Genomic DNA, 18,963 nt, shown 5'->3' on the forward strand with positions numbered 1-18,963 from the left:
TGAAGGCCGAAACCCTAGCGTTTGGCGTTTGCAATCTGTTGAATTGCTTTAAAATATTGCCCGATCACGTGCTTTTCGTCGAATTTATCGAGGGCTAAAGTTCGGCTGGCCTTTCCCATTTGCTGTAATTTTTCTTCCGGCAGCAGCAATACTTTTTCCATTTTAGCTGCCAGGTCTTCGCCGCTGCGCACTTCACAAAGGTAGCCGTTCTGGTTATCTATTACCGTTTCTTTGCAGCCCGGCACGTTGGTAGTTACAATGGGTTTACCCATAGCCGCAGCTTCTAAAAGCGTTTTTGGTGTGCCTTCGCGGTAGCTGGGTAAAACTACGCAATCGGCCTCAGCAATTACGGAAGCTACATCGTCGGAAGTGCCTAAATATTCTATCTCGCCGTTTTTTATCCAGTCCAGAAATGCTTCCCGCTTTATTCCAATATTTCCGGCTTCGTCGAAAGAGCCAAGCAGCTGAATTCTGATCTCCGGATATTTAGCTTTCAGCTTTTTCGCCGCTTCCACAAATTCCACAATGCCTTTTTCGTAAAGCACCCGCGAGATCATCAGGAAACGAAAATCCTGATGGCGCACGAAATTTTCAGCTGGTTTAAAACGCACCGTATCGATGCCGGAACCGGGTAAAACTTCGGTAATTTTTTCGGAAACCAAATTATGTTCGAGGAAAAGCTGACGGTCGTCGTTGTTCTGAAAAAACACTTTAACCGGAAACAGAAAAGCGAATTTATACAAAGCCAAAGCTACCTTCGAAACCAGGTTCTTTACAATAAAAACCGTTCCCAAACCCGAAACATTGTTAATAACCGGAATACCGGCAAGTCTGGCAGCCAGCGTTCCGTAAATATTCGGTTTTATGGTGTATTGCAGAATTACGTCGGGCTTAACGGTTTTGTAAATGCTATGGAATTGTTTGATGAGCAGCAGATCCTTTACCGGATTGGTGCCTTTATTTTCCATTTCTACGGGCACGTATTGCAGGCCGGCGGCTTCCAGTTTTTCTGAATAAGCATCGCGCGGCGCAATGGCCACTACTTCATGTCCGGCCGCCATCAGGGCTTTGGCCAGGCTCATCCGGAAGTTAAAAATGTTCCAGGAAGTATTTATTACAATGGCGATGCGCATAAATCTCGGTTTTACAGCTGGCAAAGATACAGAATGTGTGGCAGCCACAAATTAAACAGTCATATTTAAAGCCCGAACAACGCAATTTTTTACCGGAATTTGGGCGTGTGCGTTCTTTGCAGTAGCTTAGCTGCCAATACCAAGTTTTAAGCCGAAATATTACGGAATTATGCCAATTACCGCTTTTATGCACAGCCACGTTTTAGTGGTAGTCCTGTTCCTGATCCTGTTCATTATTAAAGCGTTCATGCTTTTCACCAATAAAATTCAGGCGCTGGAAAATCTGAAAAGAAAAACCAAAGTGCTCGACATGATTTTCGGTACGCTTATTTTGGTTACCGGCGGCTATTTAATGTTCCAGTACAACGGCATTCCTACCTGGCTGATCACGAAAGTTGTATTGGTGCTGGTTGCTATTCCGCTGGCTATTATCGGACTGAAAAAGCTGAATAAACCTTTGGTAGCCCTCGCGCTCATCATTTTTCTTTATGTATATGGCGTGGCCGAATCCAAAAGCCTGAACATGAAAAAACCTACGCCAGCCGCCATGACCGAAACCCCGGAAGCAACTGTAACGGAAGAAAACGGTATGATTTCGGAAGAAAAAACTGCTCCGGCCATTACCGCCGAAATGAGCGAAACCGCTTTAGCCAACGCCAAACAAATTTACGTGCAGCAGTGCGAAAGTTGCCACGGTTTTGATGGCAAAAAAGGCCTGAACAACGCGACAGATCTTTCTGGCAGCACACTGAGCCTGGCCGAAAGAAGAGATGTGATTCTGAATGGCCGTGGTTTGATGCCGGCTTTTAAAGGACAGATCACGGAGCAGGAAGCCGAAGAAATTGGTGCTTTCACGCAAATGCTGGCGCAATAACTTCCGGCCAATATTTACGTTTTAAAACTACTGCCGCCGGTTCTAAAAGCCGGCGGCTTCATTTCAGACAAAAATTCGTTCACGCAAGCCGGAGCCTTTTTAAATTTTCAGAAAAGCCCGGCCAAGCGGAACTTTTACCAACATTATGGCCAAACAAAGATCTTACGAAACCGCCAAAGAACAGGAAACCGCCGTGCTTGTAGCCGTAACCCGCAAACAGCAGGCCGAAGATAAAACGCAGGAATATTTAGACGAACTCGCATTTCTGGCCGAAACCGCCGGCGCCAAAACGCTACACCGTTTCACGCAAAAACTCGAAAAACCCGATATTAAAACGTTTGTTGGCTCGGGTAAACTGGCGGAAATAAAAGCGTTAGTAAAGCAGCACAACGTAGATATGGTGATCTTCGACGATGACCTGAGCCCTTCGCAGCTGCGCAACCTGGAAACCGAGCTGGAAGTTAAAATTGTGGACAGAAGCTTACTGATCCTGGATATTTTTGCGTTGCGCGCGCAAACTGCCCAAGCCAGAACCCAGATTGAAATGGCACAATATCAGTATTTATTGCCCCGCCTTACCGGTTTATGGACTCACTTAAGCAAGCAAAAAGGTGGTATTGGTATGAAAGGTCCGGGGGAAACCGAAATTGAAACGGACAGACGAATTGTACGCGAACGCATCTCTTTGCTGAAGGAAAAACTCAAGACCATCGACAAGCAGAATTTCCAGCAACGCAAAAGCCGCGAAGGCATGGTGCGCGTGGCGCTGGTGGGTTATACCAACGTAGGCAAATCTACCATCATGAATCTGCTTTCGAAATCGGAGGTTTTTGCGGAAAACAAACTGTTTGCAACCGTAGATGCCACCGTAAGAAAAGTAGTGTTTAACAACATTCCTTTTCTGCTTTCCGATACCGTAGGTTTTATAAGAAAATTACCAACCAAACTGATCGAGAGCTTTAAATCTACTTTAGATGAAGTGCGCGAAGCCGATCTGCTGGTGCACGTGGTAGATATTTCGCATCCTTCGTTTGAAGAACACATTGCCGTGGTAAATAAAACGCTGGAAGAAATTCAGGCCGGCGACAAACCTACTTTATTGGTCTTCAACAAAATAGACCAGTACCGCGAACAGGAAATGGAAGAGCTGAACGACATGGGAACCGGCGCTGAAAAACCTACCATTCAGGAATTACGCGCTACTTATATGGCCAAAATGCATAACCCGGCCATCTTCATTTCTGCTACCAACCGCCAGAATATAGACGAGCTGCGCGATGAACTTTTTAAGCGCGTGGAAGAACTGCACATGCAACGCTACCCGAATTATTTGCCGCAACAGGAATATTAATTCCGGCCGTTTATTTTCACTTTTTTACTGCAAAACGCTACCATTTTTCAGGGCAAAAGTGGTAGCGTTTTCAGTTTCATAACACTGTTCAATACTTATAATAAAATAAAAAGCTGTTCCTGGCAATTCTATAAAAATATTGCTAACCAATTTCATTTTATTGAAGTAACTTGCATGCCCAGAAAATTCTTATCTTAACCTAATTGTATAGTCAACTGACTTTACTGCTTTCAGACTTATGGATTTTTTTAATCTTTTCGCGAATATTCCGGGAACCATGGTTGTGGTTTCGCCTGAGCTTAAAATTCTGGCCGCTACGGATGCCTATTTAAAACTTACCATGCGCAAGCGGGAAGATATTATAGGCAAACATTTCCTGCTGGAAGCTTTTCCGGATAGCCAGGTTTCTTATGAAGACAACCCGGTGCGGAAATCGCTGGAGAAAGCGCTGCAAACCAAACAGACTGATTACATGGATGTTATCCGATATGGCATTACCCGTTCGGAAGAAGATGGCGGCGGCGTTTACGAAGGTTATTGGGAAGCTTCGCACACACCCGTGCTCGACGCGAACGGCAACGTGGAATACCTGATCCAGCACACCAGTGATGTAACCGAACGCGAAAAAACCAAAATCGCGCTTTCCGTTACTGAAAATAAATTCCGGTTTATGGCCGAAACGTTGCCGCAACTGGTTTTCACGCTTAGCCCGGAAGGGAACATTACTTACCTGAACCAGCGCTGGGCTACTTATTCGGGCGTGAACACCGAAGACCTGATGCATAATAAGCGCTGGAATGAAATTTACGACGCAAAAGAGCTGGAAAGCATCGTAAAAAAATGGTCCGAAAATTTTAATAAAGGCCAGGATATTCAGTTGGAAGTGCGCAAACGCAGCAAAGACGGGCAGTACCGTTGGTTCCTGTGTAAAAGCCAGCCCATGCGCGACGAACAAGGCAACATTATTATGTGGGCCGGCAGCTGCACCGATATTCATGACATGCGCCAGATGGTGCAGGAATTATTGCAAAGCAACGAGCAGATGTCCGCTCTTTCTGACCAGGTGCAAATAGCTTACAAACAAGCCGAAACGGAACGCAAAACGCTGGAAAACCTGATCATGAAAGCGCCGGCATTTTTCTGTTTGCTCGATGGCCCGGATCACCGCTATAAATTGGTAAACGATAAATATCAGCAGCTTTTCCCGAACCGCCAACTGGAAGGCCGTACCGTAGCCGAAGCCGTGCCGGAAGTAGTAGAACAAGGTTTTATTGATATACTGGATAATGTTTACAATACCGGTAAAGAGTTTATTGCCGAAGAAATTCCGGTAAAATTAGACCTGCACGATACCGGTAAAATAGACGATGTGTACCTGAACTTTATTTACCAGGCTCTTTACGACGATACCGATAAAATTACCGGCATTCTGGTTTTTGGTTACGTGGTAGATGAACAGGTAAAATACCGCCAGAAATTACAGGAATTAGGAAAAGCTTAATTCCACCCCATTTTTAGAATTGACTGACACGGCGGAGAGCTGCATATTATGAATTCAGCGCAGATAGATTTTCAACAACTTCGGATCAAACACATCCTCTATAAATCGAAGGTACGCTCGGTGCTTTACGGAGGTACTTTTGATGAAGCTTTCTTTTCGAGTACCGGGCCGGTGAGTTACTGGTTCAACGATACCGGTTTGCCCAAATACGGGCTCGAACCGGAAATGAAACAATTGGCTGAAACGCACCAGGAACTGAACGCAACGGCTTTAAACTTATTTAAACTTTACAACAGCGGCCAGATAGACCAGGCCCACGACGGCTTAAAAACCATTGAAAACACATCGGAGCAGTTTTTAGGGTTGCTCGCGCAGCTGGAAAATAAACTGATCTGATAAATTACCCTTACTTTTTAAGCTTAAAACGCTACCGTTTTTCATTGTAAAACGGTAGCGTTTTTGTTTGAAAAACTCATTGGAAAAGAAATACGGAAATTCAGGAATTACGCTTTAATTTTATTCAGAATTACTTTATCTATTTTAAAACCGTCCATATCCACTACTTCAAATTCGTAGCCGTTATAAATTAGTTTTTCGCCGGTTTTAGGCACGCGGCTCAGAAAAAAAGTAATGAACCCGGCTAAGGTAACGTAATTGACCGTGTCTTTTTTTATGATCTCGTGCTCCAGCTCCCGGTTCAGCATCCGGATAGAAATGGCCGCATTTATGAGGTAACTTCCATCGGCACGTCTGGCAATATCGGGTTCAAAACCTTCGTCTATATCCGGCAAGTCGCCTACAATGGCTTCCAGAATATCGTGCAGGGTAATAATGCCTTCTACGGCGCCAAATTCATCTACCACCACGCCCAAATTCTGCTTGTGTTTCCGGAAAAGGTTCAGGATAGCGCCGGCCAGCATGGTTTCTGAAACGTAGATCGGTTGGTGCAGAATGCTGCGCAGCGGCTGGTTGGGTTGCAACAGGTATTCGTAAAAATCTTTGGTCGTTAAAACTCCAATAACATTATCGAGGGAGCCTTCTGCCACCGGAAATTTGGAGTGAACGCTGTCGCGGATGTGGGTTTTGATCTTTTCCAGCGGCGCGTTAATGTCTATCCATTCCAGATCTTTGCGGTGGGTTTGCATGCTGCGCGCTTTCTGCCGCGAAAAGTAAAAAAGGTTCTGGTGCAGCTCGGTTTCTTCCTTTGCCAATACCCCCTGCCGGCCGGCAGTTTTCAGAATTTGCCGCAGGTCTTCTTCCGAAATTTTTTCTTCCGAAGGTTCTTTTACATGCAATAGTTTCACCATAAAATGCGTAGAACCGGAAAGCAGTTTTACCAGCGGCAACGCAATTTTGGTAAACACTTTAATGATGGGCGCTACAAACAACGCAATCTTTTCTGCATCGCTCAGCGCAATGGTTTTGGGAATCAGCTCGCCGACCACAATAGAAAAATACGTGATGCCCGCAATTACCAGCGTTATGGAAAGTCCGTCGGCGTAGGGCGCTAAAAAGCTGACTTGTTCCAGCCAGGGCCGCACATCGTCGCTTAAAGCTGCGCCGCCGTATGCCCCGGAAATAATGCCGATCAACGTAATGCCCACCTGTACCGCCGAGAGGAAATCTTCCGGCTCACGCAGCAATTCCAGCACCACCCTGGCGTTTTTACTTCCCGCTTTTGCTTGCTGCTCGATCCGGGTTTTGCGCACCGAAACAATAGCGATTTCCGACAAGGCAAAAAAACCGTTAAGCAACGTAAGCAAAACGAGAATGAGGATTTCCATAGTTGCTTTAGCGGAAGATTATGATAATTTGTTCTGGTTTTTATGTTTAAAAGTATACCGTTTTTTCAGTTATCTTGACGTGAGGAGAGATCTCTTCGTATTGGTAGTTTGGTTCGCTATTGACTTTTTGAGCTTGAAAGGATAGCGTTTTATGTCTTTCTGAGCACTAGCGAAGGACCTTGTCGGCGGGAAGTAGTTTTTCAACTAAAAAGGATACCGTTTTTGAAATACCTTTTCTGCTAGACATCTGACTTTTTACTTTCATCGGCAATTTTCACCCTCAAGCCGGGCGGGCTTCGTTTCTGCGTTCGCGTCTCACCCTTTCCTTTGCTTGCGCAATTTTGCTAAAGCAAAAGTCGGAAAGTGCGGAGGCCGCTCTCACAGAAACTGGTATCATTTCCCTCCGTAGCTCGCGTTTTATCTGCTATAGCGTTTCAGGAAACGCTGCGCTGGCGATATAGTGAATTTAGGATTGCGGAAAAAAAAGCTCCCTTCCTTGATAAGGAGGGGGTGGTTGACTTACTCTGCCGCTTGCTTCAAGAGAGAAAGCCTGTTTATAAGCCAATCCTGTCCATCCCATAAATCCTGAAAATCGTGTCCAGACAAAAAGGGCACTTACAAAAGGTGCCCCTACATTCAATAATTTAAAATCCAATAAAAAAAACCGTGTTCAATCTTCATTGCCGTCTGCTTAAGCTGACGGCCTTCAAGTTTGCCTAAACATTAGGAATTACTTTACTTCTTCGGCTCGTTTAAGCGGTTGTATTTGCGCATTACTTCCTGCAAACGTGCGCCGGGCAAGGCGTAGATCGTATTGCCGTTTATGCCTTCCATGTCTTCGGCGGCCATCATGGCGTTGATAATGGCTTCTTCGGTGGCTTCGACGGTTGCCTGGTAAAAGGCGTCGAGTTGTTCTTTCGGAATGGAGCGCCAAACGTCTAAGGTCCCTTTTTCATTTTGCTGCGCGTTTTGCGTGCTGAAAGCCAGGAAAATATCGCCGGAGGAATTTCTGCCTAAACCGCCGGTTCGCGCTACGCCAATGGAAGCCCGCTTGGCAATTTGTTTCAGTTGCGAAGGCAAAAACGGTGCGTTAGTAGCAATAATTACGATAATAGAACCGTCTTTTTCTTTCGTGTTAATGATCGGGCGGAAATCCAGCACTTCTTTTCCAACCGGTACGCCGGCCACCATCAGGTCCTTTCTTCCACCGAAATTTCCTTGTACAAAAGCGCCCAGCGTGTACGTAGCCGTATCGATTTTTATAACGCGAGAACTGGTGCCGCTGCCGCCTTTAAAAAGAAACAAACTCATTCCGGTTCCGCCGCCTACGTTTCCTTCTGCCACCGGGCCACTTTTCGCATCTTCCAGCGCCTCGAAAACGTCTTTTTTGGTTACGTGCAGGCCATTAATATCATTCAGTATGCCATCGAAGGTTTCACCGACAACCGGCAAGCCGAAAGAAAAATCGATGAGTTCGTTGGTTGAGAAATTTTTGATGCTCCACTCGCCTATTGCATCGCGCACCACGCCTACGCTGTTGGTATTTGTAATGCCGATGGGGCCGGAAGTAGTGCCGTAATCTTCTATGTAGGGCAAACCGGTCATTTCGCCGTCGCCGTTCAGGCTGAACCAGGCCGCCGGAACCGCCTGGTCGGTTTTGCCTTTGGGCAGAATTACGGTTACGCCGGTGCGCACCGGGCCTTTGCCAACTTTGTGCTTTCCTTTGCCTTTAATCAGGGTTTTGTAGCCAACCAATACGCCCGGCACATCGGTTATAGCGTTGTATTTCCCGGTTACGCCATCGAAGGGAACGCCCAGCTCGCGGGCTCTTGGTTTGGTTGGAGTTTGTGCGGAAACACTTATTGAAAAAGTTAAGGCCGCCGCTAAAAGCAAAGGTAATTTCATGCAGAAAAACGCTAGGTTCTGGAAGGTTAAAACTCTGAATTTACTGCAAAAGTATAGCTATTTTTTAATATTTATGAAAAGTATCTTTAATGTGTTAGGCCTGAAGCTTTTTCAGCAATTCAAACAAAATTATTGGACGTCCTTCAAAAAGAAGAAAGACGCGGGTTATAGCGTCTTTCTTCTTTAATGACAAACTGAACTGTAGCAACCGGTCGCTAGGCGGCAAATTCCGGAGCCTTCTTTAATTTCTTTTTATCTTTTTTACGCAGGCGGTTCAGCCATAAAATAAGGCCGGAAACCGGGAACGTTACACCAGCAATACAGGCCAGAAATGCGATGATCCGGCCTGGCAAACCACCGATCGAGCCTACGTGAACCGGGTAAAAAGTAGCGCGTACGCGTTGACCTAAATTCTTATCGGCATACAGGTTTTTCTCCAGCAATTTGCCGGAATACTGATCGAAGAAATACTGATTTGTGGCTTTTTCGTGAACCGGTTCCAGTGGTAATGCAGAAGCTGAAAAAACTCCGTCTACTTCTTTTGGGGCGTTCAGGTTGTAGAATTGCGCATCTGGTTCCAGCGTTTTAACGGCGGCAAAAGCCTGATCGAAGGAAACCGTTTTTGCATTTTCAGTAAGTACCGATTTTGGTGGTTCGGGCTTTTTGTTTTCGGAATTGGTAACTACGTAAATCGCATCGTTGAACCATTTAAAACTCCAGGCCAGACCCGTAAATGCGAACGCAAACAGGAAAATGGCGGAGTAAAAACCGAGTACAATGTGCAGGTCATGGTTCATCCGTTTCCAGCCGCCGTCCCATTTAAAACGCAGGCGCTGCTTCAGGATTATCTGGTTTTTAGGCCACCACAAAATAATGCCGGTAAGCAAAATGAACAGGAAAATGAACGTAGAAACGCCGGTAATGAATTTACCAATATCGTCGGCTAAAAGCCAGCGGTGCGTAGCAAACATAGTGTAGAAAAACGAGTTGCGGTGGTCGTATAAGCTGATTAGTTCGCCGGAATACGGGTTCATGAAAGCGGTATTGTTCTTTTCTTTCCCGCCTTCTTTTTTGCCGCCTTTGCCTTTCTTGCCTTCGCCTTTGCCCTCTTCTTTTGCCCCGACTTTTTTGCCTTCAGCACCTACCGTTTTTCCTTCAGCTTTTTGCTTTTCGCCTTTGGCTTTGTCTTTCGGGTCCTGGTAACTTATTTCTACGGTGCGGGTTGGGTCGGCATAAACTTTTACGCCCGAAATTTTAGCGCCCGACACTTTTTGCTGCACCACGGCTACCATTTTTTCCAGGGAAACGCGTTCCGTTTTTGGTTTTACCAGGTAGCGTTCCGGGTAAATGGTTTGCTGCAATTCTTTTTCGAAAACCAGCGCCGCCCCCGTAAAACAGATAACGGCAATAACCAGCCCGGCGGCTAAACTCAGGTACAAATGGATGTCGCGGAAAAAGTTTTTCATGGTAGTTTTTAAGGCAAAAAGGGTAGCGTTTTCAGTGAAAAAACCCGGGCTCTGCCAAGCAAAGGTCCCGGGTTTGTGTGAGAGTAAAAACCGTTAGAATTTATATGAAAGCGTGGTTACGAACTGGCGCGGCACGATCGGGTTTACGCTGTAATTTTCGTGCACCAGGTAATTCAGTTCGTTGGTAATATTCGAAACTTTAGCCAGCAAGGAAATTTGCTTATAAGTATAACCGGCAGTAAGATCGAAAGTTGTGAAGCTGCTAACCGGGATCAGGCGGCTGAATTTCTGTGTCTGCCCAACGGTGTTGTTCCAGCCGGCATTACGTTTGCCGGTGTAGAAGCCAGAAACGCCCACTTTCAGACCTTTTAATTTTTCGTTGCTGAAAGTATAAAATAAGCTGGCGTTACCGGTGTGAGCAGGATTGCTAACCAGGCGTTCGCCTTCTTTGTAACTGCCTTTGGTATCTGGAGTTTTGGTGTAGCGCATGAAGTTATAGCTGTAACCCGCCAGAAAATTCAGGCCCGGCAATAAGGTACCGTTCAGATCGATTTCAGCGCCGTCGGAAGTGGTCTGGCCGGTAAATTCTTTTATGGTAGTAAGTGAATTTTCGTTGCCGTCTTTATCGAAGCGGGCCATTTGTGCCAGATCGTTGTTAATGATGCGGTACAAGGTAAAGTTTGCAGATAAGCGGCCTTTTATCAGGTCATTCTTCACGCCTACTTCGTACTGATCTATGATAGATGGTTTCAGGTTGTTGCCGTAAATATCGGTGCCGGTGTTGGTAGCGAAGTTATTGGAATAGCTGGCGAATAAAGAAGTTGCCGTGCTTGGCTGGTAAACTACTCCTACGCGCGGCGAAAAGGCTTTGTCGTATTTGGCTTTCGCGCCTTCGGTAATGGTATCTTTTTCAAGGTCGTAAATTTTGGCAACTGCTGCTTCCTGGTAAGACCAACGCAGACCGGCCAGCACTTTAAGTTTTTCCGAAACCGAGATCAGGTCCTGGGCAAAAATTCCGAAGCGGGTTGTAGGTGTTTCGGTACGGGTAATATTGTTGGTTTGCGGCAGATCGGTGCGCGGCGTAAATTTATTCGGGTCTAAGGTATTAACGGTATCGTAAACGCCACTTTTGCTCAATCCATCTATCGTAAACGCGTTGGTAATGTTCATATATCGTTCAGCATCGGCGCCGGCCAGGAAAGTATGTTTAAACGAACCGGTATTGAATGCACCGGTCAGATTCAGCTGGCTGTTGTAGTAGTTTTCAGCAAGTTTTGAGCGGGTAAGTTTGCGTCCCCAGTCGCCGTTTGCTAGTGCCTGAATACGTTCGGTAGAGAAATAATTGCGGTCGAAATCCTGGCGGGCTACCAAAAAGTTCAGTTTCCAGGTTTCTGTAATGTGGTGGTTTACTGTTAAGGAAGCGTTAGTTTGATCTACGTTATTATAAGCCCACGGCGTGTTGAAGGTAGCTGAACGCGGAGCCACCGTATTCAGAACGGTATCGGCCAGGGAACCAACGCCAAAATCCGGCGTAAGATCGTGCTTCATATAATCGGCCTGCAATAAAATTTCGGTGCGGTCGCTGAGTTTATAAAGCAGCGACGGATTTACATAGATCTTTTTAGATTCTACATCTTTGCGGAAGCTCTCAGCAGTTTCGTAAGTACCAATTACGCGGAAAGCCAGTTTTTTACTGATCGGACCATAAATATCGGCCATTGGTTTATATAAGCTATAACTGCCGGCACGCATCGAAATTTCACCGCCGTATTCAAATTTAGGCTGCTTAGTAACCATGTTAATTACCGCGCCACCGCTTACGTTGCCATAAAGCAAAGCCGCGCTGCCTTTCAATACTTCTACTTTCTCTAAGGTGCTGGCTTCCGGAATTACGGCTGAATTGGAGCGGGCACCGTTTTTCATGATGTTGTTGGCGCCTAAATTGTAACCACGGGCAAAAAACGTTTCGGAAGTAGTGCCGCGGGAAGTGCCCAAAGCCACACCGTTCACGTTTTTAATTACATCGCTTAGTTTGGAGGCTTGTTGTTCGGTTATTACTTCAGTACCAATTACGGCCATGCTTTGCGGCATATCCATGGGGCGCACCGCCATTTTACCAACCGAAACCGGACGGTCGTTCTGGCTGCGGCGGGCGATGATCTGCACTTCCGATAACTTCTGGCTGTTTTCCGATAAGGTAAAATCGAGCTCCGTTACTTTTCCGGCCTCTACCGCTACCGTTTTTTCCTGGGTTTGTAAACCTACCAGGCTGGTAATAAGCGTGTAGTTACCAGGCTTTACATTTTTGATCGTGTAGGTACCGTTTTCGGCAGAAGCAGTTCCTTTTCCGGCTTCCTTTAAATAGATATTTACAAAACCGGCTGGTTCACCTTCGCTGGTTGCAATGCGGCCCTGAATGCTTCCGGTCTGTGCAAATGCGGAAACAGAGAACAAAAAGAGACAAACCAGCAGGCTGGCAGCAAACGGAAAGAGACGGTTAGATGGGTAAAAGTGCAACATTGGTAAGAGCTTTATATTGATTAATTTTATTTAGACTTATTTTAAATAATGGCAAATCTACACCACTATTTAGATACATTCCAAATAAAATTTCAAATAAAATTTCGGAAAAGCAGCAACATAAACCGTGTCGCCTTATAGCATAGTATATTTAAGTTTCTGAAATTCAGTTAAGCTATAAACCGCTTTTGAAATCCTATGTTTTCAGCCCGAAAAAGTATTGGGTAGAATCCTGTAGGAAACTGATAAGGAAAAAGAGTCTTGGAAAATGAGGAAGGCTGAACAACATTCCCGGCGGAAAACCTTGCGGGGTACAAAAGAGTAAAGAACAACAATCTGCCGGCAGCCCTTGGTTTTTGGGCCTGAAACCCTACCGTTTTCCGGCAATTGCAAATGTATATACCAAAACAATTTTATGAAGACCTTATATTTAATGCGCCACGCCAAATCGAGCTGGGATTTTCCGGAACTGAACGACCACGACCGCCCGTTGAACAAGCGGGGGCGGCAGGATGGGCCTTTAATGGGCCAGCAACTACTTTCCCGCGACACCAGCCCCGATCTTATTTTATCGAGTACGGCGGTACGCGCCATAACTACCGCCACTTTAGTAGCCAAAGAACTCGATTACGACCGCGAAAAAATACAGGCCCAGGAAAGCATTTACAAAGCCGGCCGCAACGAACTGATCAAGATCATACAGCACGTACCCGACGAAATCAACAGTTTGCTGATCATCGGCCATAACCCGATTCTATCGGAAGTAGCCAATAAATTATCGCCGGAAGCTTTGCCTGATATGCCTACTGCCGGCGTGGTGGCGCTGGAATTTAACTGCAACTCGTGGCTCGATATCAGCGGCGATAAAAGCAAACTGCTCTTCAACGATTTTCCGAAAAATTATAAACAAAAGAATAAAGAGAAAGACAAGGATAAGAAAAAGGACAAGGAAGAAAAGGAACAAGCCGGTGAATAGTTTTCTTCCGGAAGCTTCCGAAATGTTTTGAGCCTTCCTGTTTTTTCAGCTTGTGGCAAACCTATTTGCAAAACTCCCAACTCCTCTTTGTAAGGCAGAAGTTGGGAGTTTTGCATAATATACCTGCTAAAATATTTCTTCCTGTTTTCTGAAAACCTGTACCAATGAAAGTAAAAAGAACTCCATGGCGCTTTTACCCAGACGTTTGCCCAACATCATAATCCTGAAAAATTGCAGAACCAGCAAACCCGGATCCGGACAAAAAACCATTGGCTTTGGAGCCGGTTATTAAAATAAATCCGCATATTGCACTTTATTTCATTTCAGGATCCTACGCTTACGCATGCCTTTAAGAGAAGAATTTGAATTGTCGGGAAACTGGCTGTTCCGGAGAAGAAGCTGGTTGCCGCTCGTTCTTTATGTTTTTGCATTGTGCATTATGTTGCTTTACCCGGAAGATACACACCGCAGTATCAGCCATACTAACTGGGGTTTATTCTGCCTGGGCATTTCGTTTCTGGGTTTAGTGGTGCGGGCCATTACCATTGGCTTTACGCCCAAAGGCACTTCGGGCCGCAATACCGAGAAACAGGTTGCCGATACGCTGAACCGCACGGGCATTTACTCGGTAGTGAGGCACCCGCTTTATTTAGGCAATTTTCTGATGTGGCTGGGTTTGTTCCTTTACATTGGTTTGTGGTGGTTTGTACTGATCTGCTGCCTGGCCTACTGGCTTTACTACGAACGCATCATGTATGCCGAAGAAGAATTTCTGCGCAAAACCTACGGCGCCGAATACGAAACCTGGGCCGAACGCACGCCGGCTTTTCTGCCTGCGCTTACGGGTTGGGTTTCCAGCCCGGCCAGTTTTTCTTTTAAAAATGTGCTGAAACGCGAATACAACGGTTTGTTTGCCATGTTCTTTTCGTTTGCGGCGCTTAATGCCATCAGCTATTTTATGTCCGACGGCCTTTTTTACATGGATCCGGTCTGGCAATTGCTTTTGCTGCTTTGCACCGGCCTGTTTGTGTTGCTGCGTTTCCTACGGAAGAATACTAAATTGCTGGATGAGCCGGGACGGTAATTTTGGTTGTTGGTTGTTGGTTGCTGGTTGTTCGTTGTTGGTTTTTCCCTTTAAAACGATAGCGTTTTCTGCTTAAAAACTACTTGATTGAAAAAAGCCGCGCCGGAAAAATTCCGGAGCGGCTTTTTAGTTTTCAGGGCGGAAAGCTTAGCGTTTTTACAGAAGTTACTGATTCATTGCCCATTATTTTAGTTTACAGTTGTTATAAAACTACTATATTTAGATTCAGAAACTAAAGCCGGCTAATATGAAAACTTCTGCCTTCCCGAAGCTGCTTTTCTTATTGCTGACTGGCATTTTATTGCATCTTAATGCCAAGGCCCAGAAAGAAGCCAATGTATGGTATTTTGGGAATAATTTTTCCAGCCCTGCTAACAGTAATGCCAATGTTTGCCCAGGCCTTAGCTTTAACAGCAACCCGCCCCTAGTACTTCATAACGGGCAAGCCAGAGGACAATTCGGATTTGCTTCTATGTGCGATGCCGCCGGCAACTTACTTTTCTATGCAGGAGGATCAACTAACGGCAGCGGTTATAGATTATTCGATCGCCGACACCAGGCTATGCCTAACAGCATTGCTGCTACTGCCGGCGCCTGGACTACTTCACCTATTGTTCCTTGGCCAGGACAGCCACAAAAGTACTTTTACTTTGGGGAAACGGGGGGGAGTTTCCGGCATAAGGCTTGTTTAGTAGTAGATATGACTTTAAACGGAGGCTTTGGCGATGTGAGTTCCTCGAGTACCTCTCTTCCTTATGGTACTAATTATAGCGATCCTTTTGCTGTGCAGCATCGCAACAACCGCGATTTTTGGATTATTTTTTATAATAGCATCAACTTTAATTTTAATGCTCACCTTATTTCACCAACTGGTTTAAATCAAACGCCAGTTATCAGTTCCCCGGTATTCCCGCCAGGAGTTCTTCGGCCCTATGGTCTTATTAAAATTTCTCCGGATGGCAAAACAATTGCTTTGGTGCTTAATAACTCACCGTTGGTATTGCCACACATTTATCAAATACGGCTCTTCAATTTCGATGCAGTTACCGGCAACATAACATATAAAGGTGCGCTACCCGATTCCCTCGCCAAAAGTGTAGAATTCTCACCAGACGGGTCGAAGTTATATTCTGTGCGTGTAAAATCTGGCTTACCAACTGCTCCATATCCTACGTTGGTACAATATGATTTAGATGCCGGCAGCCCTGCAGCTATTTACAACAGTGCCGTCAATCTTTATCAATCTAATTTAACTGCCTTATATAACTTACAGGTTGGTCCCGATGGCAAAATCTATATAACTTCAGGAAACCCTTTAACGCCAACCAGTAGGGTAGGCCGATATATGAGTGTGTTCAACCGCCCTAATTTAAAAGGAATTGCATGTCGGTTTATACCGAACATGTTGGATTTAGATCCCAATAATACCGGAAACTATGATGGAGGCATAGATCCCCCTACTTTTGTACAAAGCTATTTTTACCGCCCCAAGATCACAATGCAGCAAACCTGTTTCGGCGATACGGCTTTCTTTGCCTTAGGCAACCCGGCTTACGTAGATTCGGTGGAATGGAACTTCGGCGATCCGGCTTCGGGCGTGCAGAATACCAGCACCTTGTTCAACCCCAAGCATTTTTACGCCACGCCCGGCCCCAAACAAGTACAGGCCATTGTGCATTTCAACTTCTATTCCGATACGCTCAGCCAAACCATTTACATACCCGCTACTATTGTAAAACCCAACCTGGGCAACGATACTACTTTGTGCATGGGCGATACGTTGAGGTTAAACGCTTACCAACCGGGTGCCAGCTATGAATGGCAGGATTCCATCAACACCGATTCGGTTTACGTGGTTACCAAGCCGGGCACGTACTGGGTTTCGATTTCCAACGGCTGCGGCACTTTAGGCGATTCTATTGTGGTAAACTTTAACAGTCCGCTGAGCTTAAGCTTGCCTGCTGATACTACGCTTTGCCCCGGAGAAATATTGACTTTGCAGGTAAATGCCACCGGCGGGAATTTGCTGTGGTCTGATTCTACTTCGGCCGCTACGTTTACCGTTTCTAAGCCCGGAACCTATTGGGCCGAACTCAGCAATGCCTGCGGCAGCTGGCGCGATTCTATCACGGTAAATTATATTCCGGTAGTAAAAAATAACTGGCTGCCGAAAGATACTATTCTTTGCAGCACCGGGCCATTTGAAATTAAGGGAAGTAACCCGGCCGCTTTGAGTTACCGCTGGCAGGATGGCACTACTGCTCCAACCTTCACCGCACAAACTTCCGGCACGTATTGGCTCGAAATTACCACGACCTGCACCACCGTACGGGATTCCATTCTGGTTACGATCAATAAGCTGCCAACTTCAAGCTTCAGCGATACCACCATCTGCAACGGCGACAGTTTCAGGCTTACCGCACCAAAAGCTTTAAGCTATCGCTGGAGCACCGGCGATATTGCGCAAAGCATTAGCATTTCCAAAGCCGGCATATATAAAGTAGAACTGGAAACCGTACCGAATTGCTTCTTCTCCGATTCTTTAGAAGTAAAAACCGAACGCTGCTTTAAAACCGCTTTCATTCCCAACATCGTTACGCCGAATAACGATAAGCTCAACGATAAATTCGAACCTAAAGGACTGGAAGCCGGCGAATACGAACTCAGTATTTACCACCGTTGGGGAACGTTAATTTACCAGCAACAAAACTACACCAATCAATGGCCGGATAAAAAACTCAGCGATGGCACGTATTACTATTTGCTAAGAAACAAACTAACCGGCAAAACCTATAAAGGCTGGGTGGAAGTAGCGCAGTAGTTGATTGTAAGTAAAACAAAGTCCCCCTTTGGAGGGGTAGGGAGGAATACACATTTCTGATCAACTATTGTAAAATCAGGTAATATAAAGATCCTCCCCCAGCCCCCTCCAAAGGGGACAAAAACTTACTTTGGTTTTTCAATCTAAAACGGTAGCGTTTTCAAAATAAGAACCTTTGCTCCGGAACTTGCAAAATTGTAATATTCCGCTAAAGCCAACAATAAACTGCCTTCGTTTTCCCTTCGGGGTAGGTTCGGTGTTACTTGGGTGTTGTTCGGTGCTCCGGACATAAAAAAAGGGCAGTGCTGCCCTTTTTAAAAATTGTATAAAACCAATAAAACAAATATTAAAAAGCTGCCCAAAAAATTAATCCGGAGCAGCTTTTTAGTTTGTAGCTCAGAAAGCCTAGCGTTTCAGCATAAGTTTTTTGGGCACTACAAAATATAATTCGGCCTGGGCATAAGGAGCACTGCCGGCATCGGTTTCTATGAGGGTAACTTTGCGTTTGCTGCCTTCTTCAAAGGTATCGTAAGAGAGGTTCAGGCGGTAGCCGCCTTCCATGCTGAACCAGATAAAATCGTAGATCTCGCGTTCCCAGCGCAGTTTCAGTTTAATATTCTGGTGGCGCAACTCAACCGTTTTCAGGTCGCGGGCCGCAAACTCAGAATCAGCTCCGGTAAAAGGCGGCTTATCTACTTTAATTACGTAGCTGTAACCTTCCAGATTATAACCGGTGTAGAAATAAGAACTTTCGGAACTGCGGTAGCGGAAATTCACGTTCGCCGGAAAGATCGATTCTACGCCCCAATCCGGATTGTTGAAGGTGCGGTTGTAGAGGATAGCCGGATAAACCGAGAAACGCCCGAACGTGTAGCCCGCCTGCGCCCCGATTCCCCAGCTGAAGTTTTTGCTTTTTTTCCAGCCATACATTAATTCAGCAGTAGTGCGCAAATAATCAGAAACGTTCAGCTCATCGGAAGTATAATCTCCATTCAGCTGCCCTTTCACGCGCACGACCCAGTAATTATTATAATCTACCGGGTGCAATACGGCCAGCTGCGCACTTAAAGATTTCAGGCCTTTGTCCTGCAAGTTCCGGTGAAAAGCGTAATCGGTATTATAGCCTTCCTGGTTTTTAAAATTAAACTCTTCGCGCTCATAGCCTACACCCAGCACCATTTTTAAGTGCGGCCGGTTCCAGACCGGAATGTAGCCTTTTACTTCGGCTATGTTGCTGTGTTTAATCTGGGCATCGCGGTTGCCTACGGGTAACTCGTTGGTGCCTTTGGAGTTGAAATCGTAACCGAATGTGCGGTCGTAGCGGAAAACCAGGAAGCGGCCGCGTGGTGTGCCTTCTACGGAAGGGTTGGCGTATTCTTTATCCTGCCGGCTGGTGTCCTGCGCCATTGGTTCGTCCTGGGCAGAAGTGCCCAGGCTTAAGAACAGGCCCAGCACGGCAAAAAAAACACCGTAAAATTTTTTCATAGTCTTATTAGTTTTTGGGTAAAAAATGCTACCGTTTTTACAAAAAAAAAGCGGCAGGTCCAT

13 protein-coding genes are annotated in these 18,963 nt (G+C 45.8%); 7 read left to right on the forward strand and 6 right to left on the reverse strand.

Going from position 1 to position 18,963, the window contains the following annotated elements:
* Positions 1 to 14: 14 nt before the first annotated feature.
* On the reverse strand, positions 15 to 1,133 hold the full coding sequence (locus tag ACFPIB_RS11115; RefSeq protein ID WP_378017530.1) for a glycosyltransferase family 4 protein: 1,119 nt from the start codon (positions 1,131 to 1,133) through the stop codon (positions 15 to 17).
* Positions 1,134 to 1,302: 169 nt separating this feature from the next.
* Here ACFPIB_RS11115 and ACFPIB_RS11120 point away from each other — a divergent pair, with 169 nt between their 5' ends.
* The 4 genes from ACFPIB_RS11120 to ACFPIB_RS11135 all read left to right on the forward strand — a co-directional run bounded on the left by ACFPIB_RS11120 (position 1,303) and on the right by ACFPIB_RS11135 (position 5,255).
* Complete coding sequence (locus ACFPIB_RS11120; protein WP_378017531.1) at positions 1,303 to 2,007, forward strand: SirB2 family protein; 705 nt, start codon at positions 1,303 to 1,305, stop codon at positions 2,005 to 2,007.
* Between the two features lie 145 nt (positions 2,008 to 2,152).
* Positions 2,153 to 3,358, forward strand: a complete 1,206-nt coding sequence (gene hflX / locus ACFPIB_RS11125) for a GTPase HflX (RefSeq protein ID WP_378017532.1) — start codon at positions 2,153 to 2,155, stop codon at positions 3,356 to 3,358.
* A gap of 238 nt (positions 3,359 to 3,596) precedes the next feature.
* Positions 3,597 to 4,859 (forward strand): PAS domain-containing protein, encoded by a 1,263-nt coding sequence (locus tag ACFPIB_RS11130; RefSeq protein ID WP_378017533.1) that lies wholly within the window; start codon positions 3,597 to 3,599, stop codon positions 4,857 to 4,859.
* 48 nt (positions 4,860 to 4,907) lie between these two features.
* Positions 4,908 to 5,255 carry a histidine kinase gene (locus ACFPIB_RS11135; protein WP_378017534.1) on the forward strand — a complete coding sequence of 116 codons (348 nt, stop codon included), beginning with the start codon at positions 4,908 to 4,910 and terminating at the stop codon, positions 5,253 to 5,255.
* Between the two features lie 107 nt (positions 5,256 to 5,362).
* Here the strand turns inward: ACFPIB_RS11135 and ACFPIB_RS11140 are convergent, their stop codons facing one another.
* The 4 genes from ACFPIB_RS11140 to ACFPIB_RS11155 form a co-directional block, all read right to left on the reverse strand.
* Positions 5,363 to 6,643: a hemolysin family protein gene (locus ACFPIB_RS11140; protein ID WP_378017535.1), complete on the reverse strand. Its 1,281-nt coding sequence runs from the start codon at positions 6,641 to 6,643 to the stop codon at positions 5,363 to 5,365.
* Positions 6,644 to 7,378: 735 nt separating this feature from the next.
* The gene (locus ACFPIB_RS11145; RefSeq protein WP_378017536.1) at positions 7,379 to 8,548 is read right to left on the reverse strand and encodes a DmpA family aminopeptidase; all 1,170 of its coding nucleotides are present in this window, start codon (positions 8,546 to 8,548) and stop codon (positions 7,379 to 7,381) included.
* 215 nt (positions 8,549 to 8,763) lie between these two features.
* Positions 8,764 to 10,014 (reverse strand): PepSY-associated TM helix domain-containing protein, encoded by a 1,251-nt coding sequence (locus ACFPIB_RS11150; protein ID WP_378017537.1) that lies wholly within the window; start codon positions 10,012 to 10,014, stop codon positions 8,764 to 8,766.
* A 93-nt stretch (positions 10,015 to 10,107) separates the two neighbouring features.
* On the reverse strand, positions 10,108 to 12,534 hold the full coding sequence (locus ACFPIB_RS11155) for a TonB-dependent siderophore receptor (RefSeq protein ID WP_378017538.1): 2,427 nt from the start codon (positions 12,532 to 12,534) through the stop codon (positions 10,108 to 10,110).
* 415 nt (positions 12,535 to 12,949) lie between these two features.
* On the opposite strand from ACFPIB_RS11155, the gene ACFPIB_RS11160 reads away from it, so the two are divergent.
* From ACFPIB_RS11160 to ACFPIB_RS11170, 3 genes are all read left to right on the forward strand, one after another.
* Positions 12,950 to 13,510, forward strand: a complete 561-nt coding sequence (locus tag ACFPIB_RS11160; RefSeq protein ID WP_378017539.1) for a SixA phosphatase family protein — start codon at positions 12,950 to 12,952, stop codon at positions 13,508 to 13,510.
* 343 nt (positions 13,511 to 13,853) lie between these two features.
* A complete protein-coding gene (locus ACFPIB_RS11165) occupies positions 13,854 to 14,594 on the forward strand; it encodes a methyltransferase family protein (RefSeq protein WP_378017540.1) in 741 nt (246 codons plus the stop codon).
* A gap of 247 nt (positions 14,595 to 14,841) precedes the next feature.
* Positions 14,842 to 17,415 carry a T9SS type B sorting domain-containing protein gene (locus ACFPIB_RS11170; RefSeq protein ID WP_378017541.1) on the forward strand — a complete coding sequence of 858 codons (2,574 nt, stop codon included), beginning with the start codon at positions 14,842 to 14,844 and terminating at the stop codon, positions 17,413 to 17,415.
* A gap of 405 nt (positions 17,416 to 17,820) precedes the next feature.
* Here the strand turns inward: ACFPIB_RS11170 and ACFPIB_RS11175 are convergent, their stop codons facing one another.
* Entirely contained in the window at positions 17,821 to 18,900 is a 1,080-nt protein-coding gene (locus ACFPIB_RS11175) for a DUF6268 family outer membrane beta-barrel protein (protein ID WP_378017542.1), read from the reverse strand.
* Positions 18,901 to 18,963: the final 63 nt, after the last annotated feature.

It is taken from the genome of Adhaeribacter terreus, from assembly GCF_042657365.1.
Taxonomy (GTDB): Bacteria; Bacteroidota; Bacteroidia; order Cytophagales; family Hymenobacteraceae; genus Adhaeribacter_A; species Adhaeribacter_A terreus.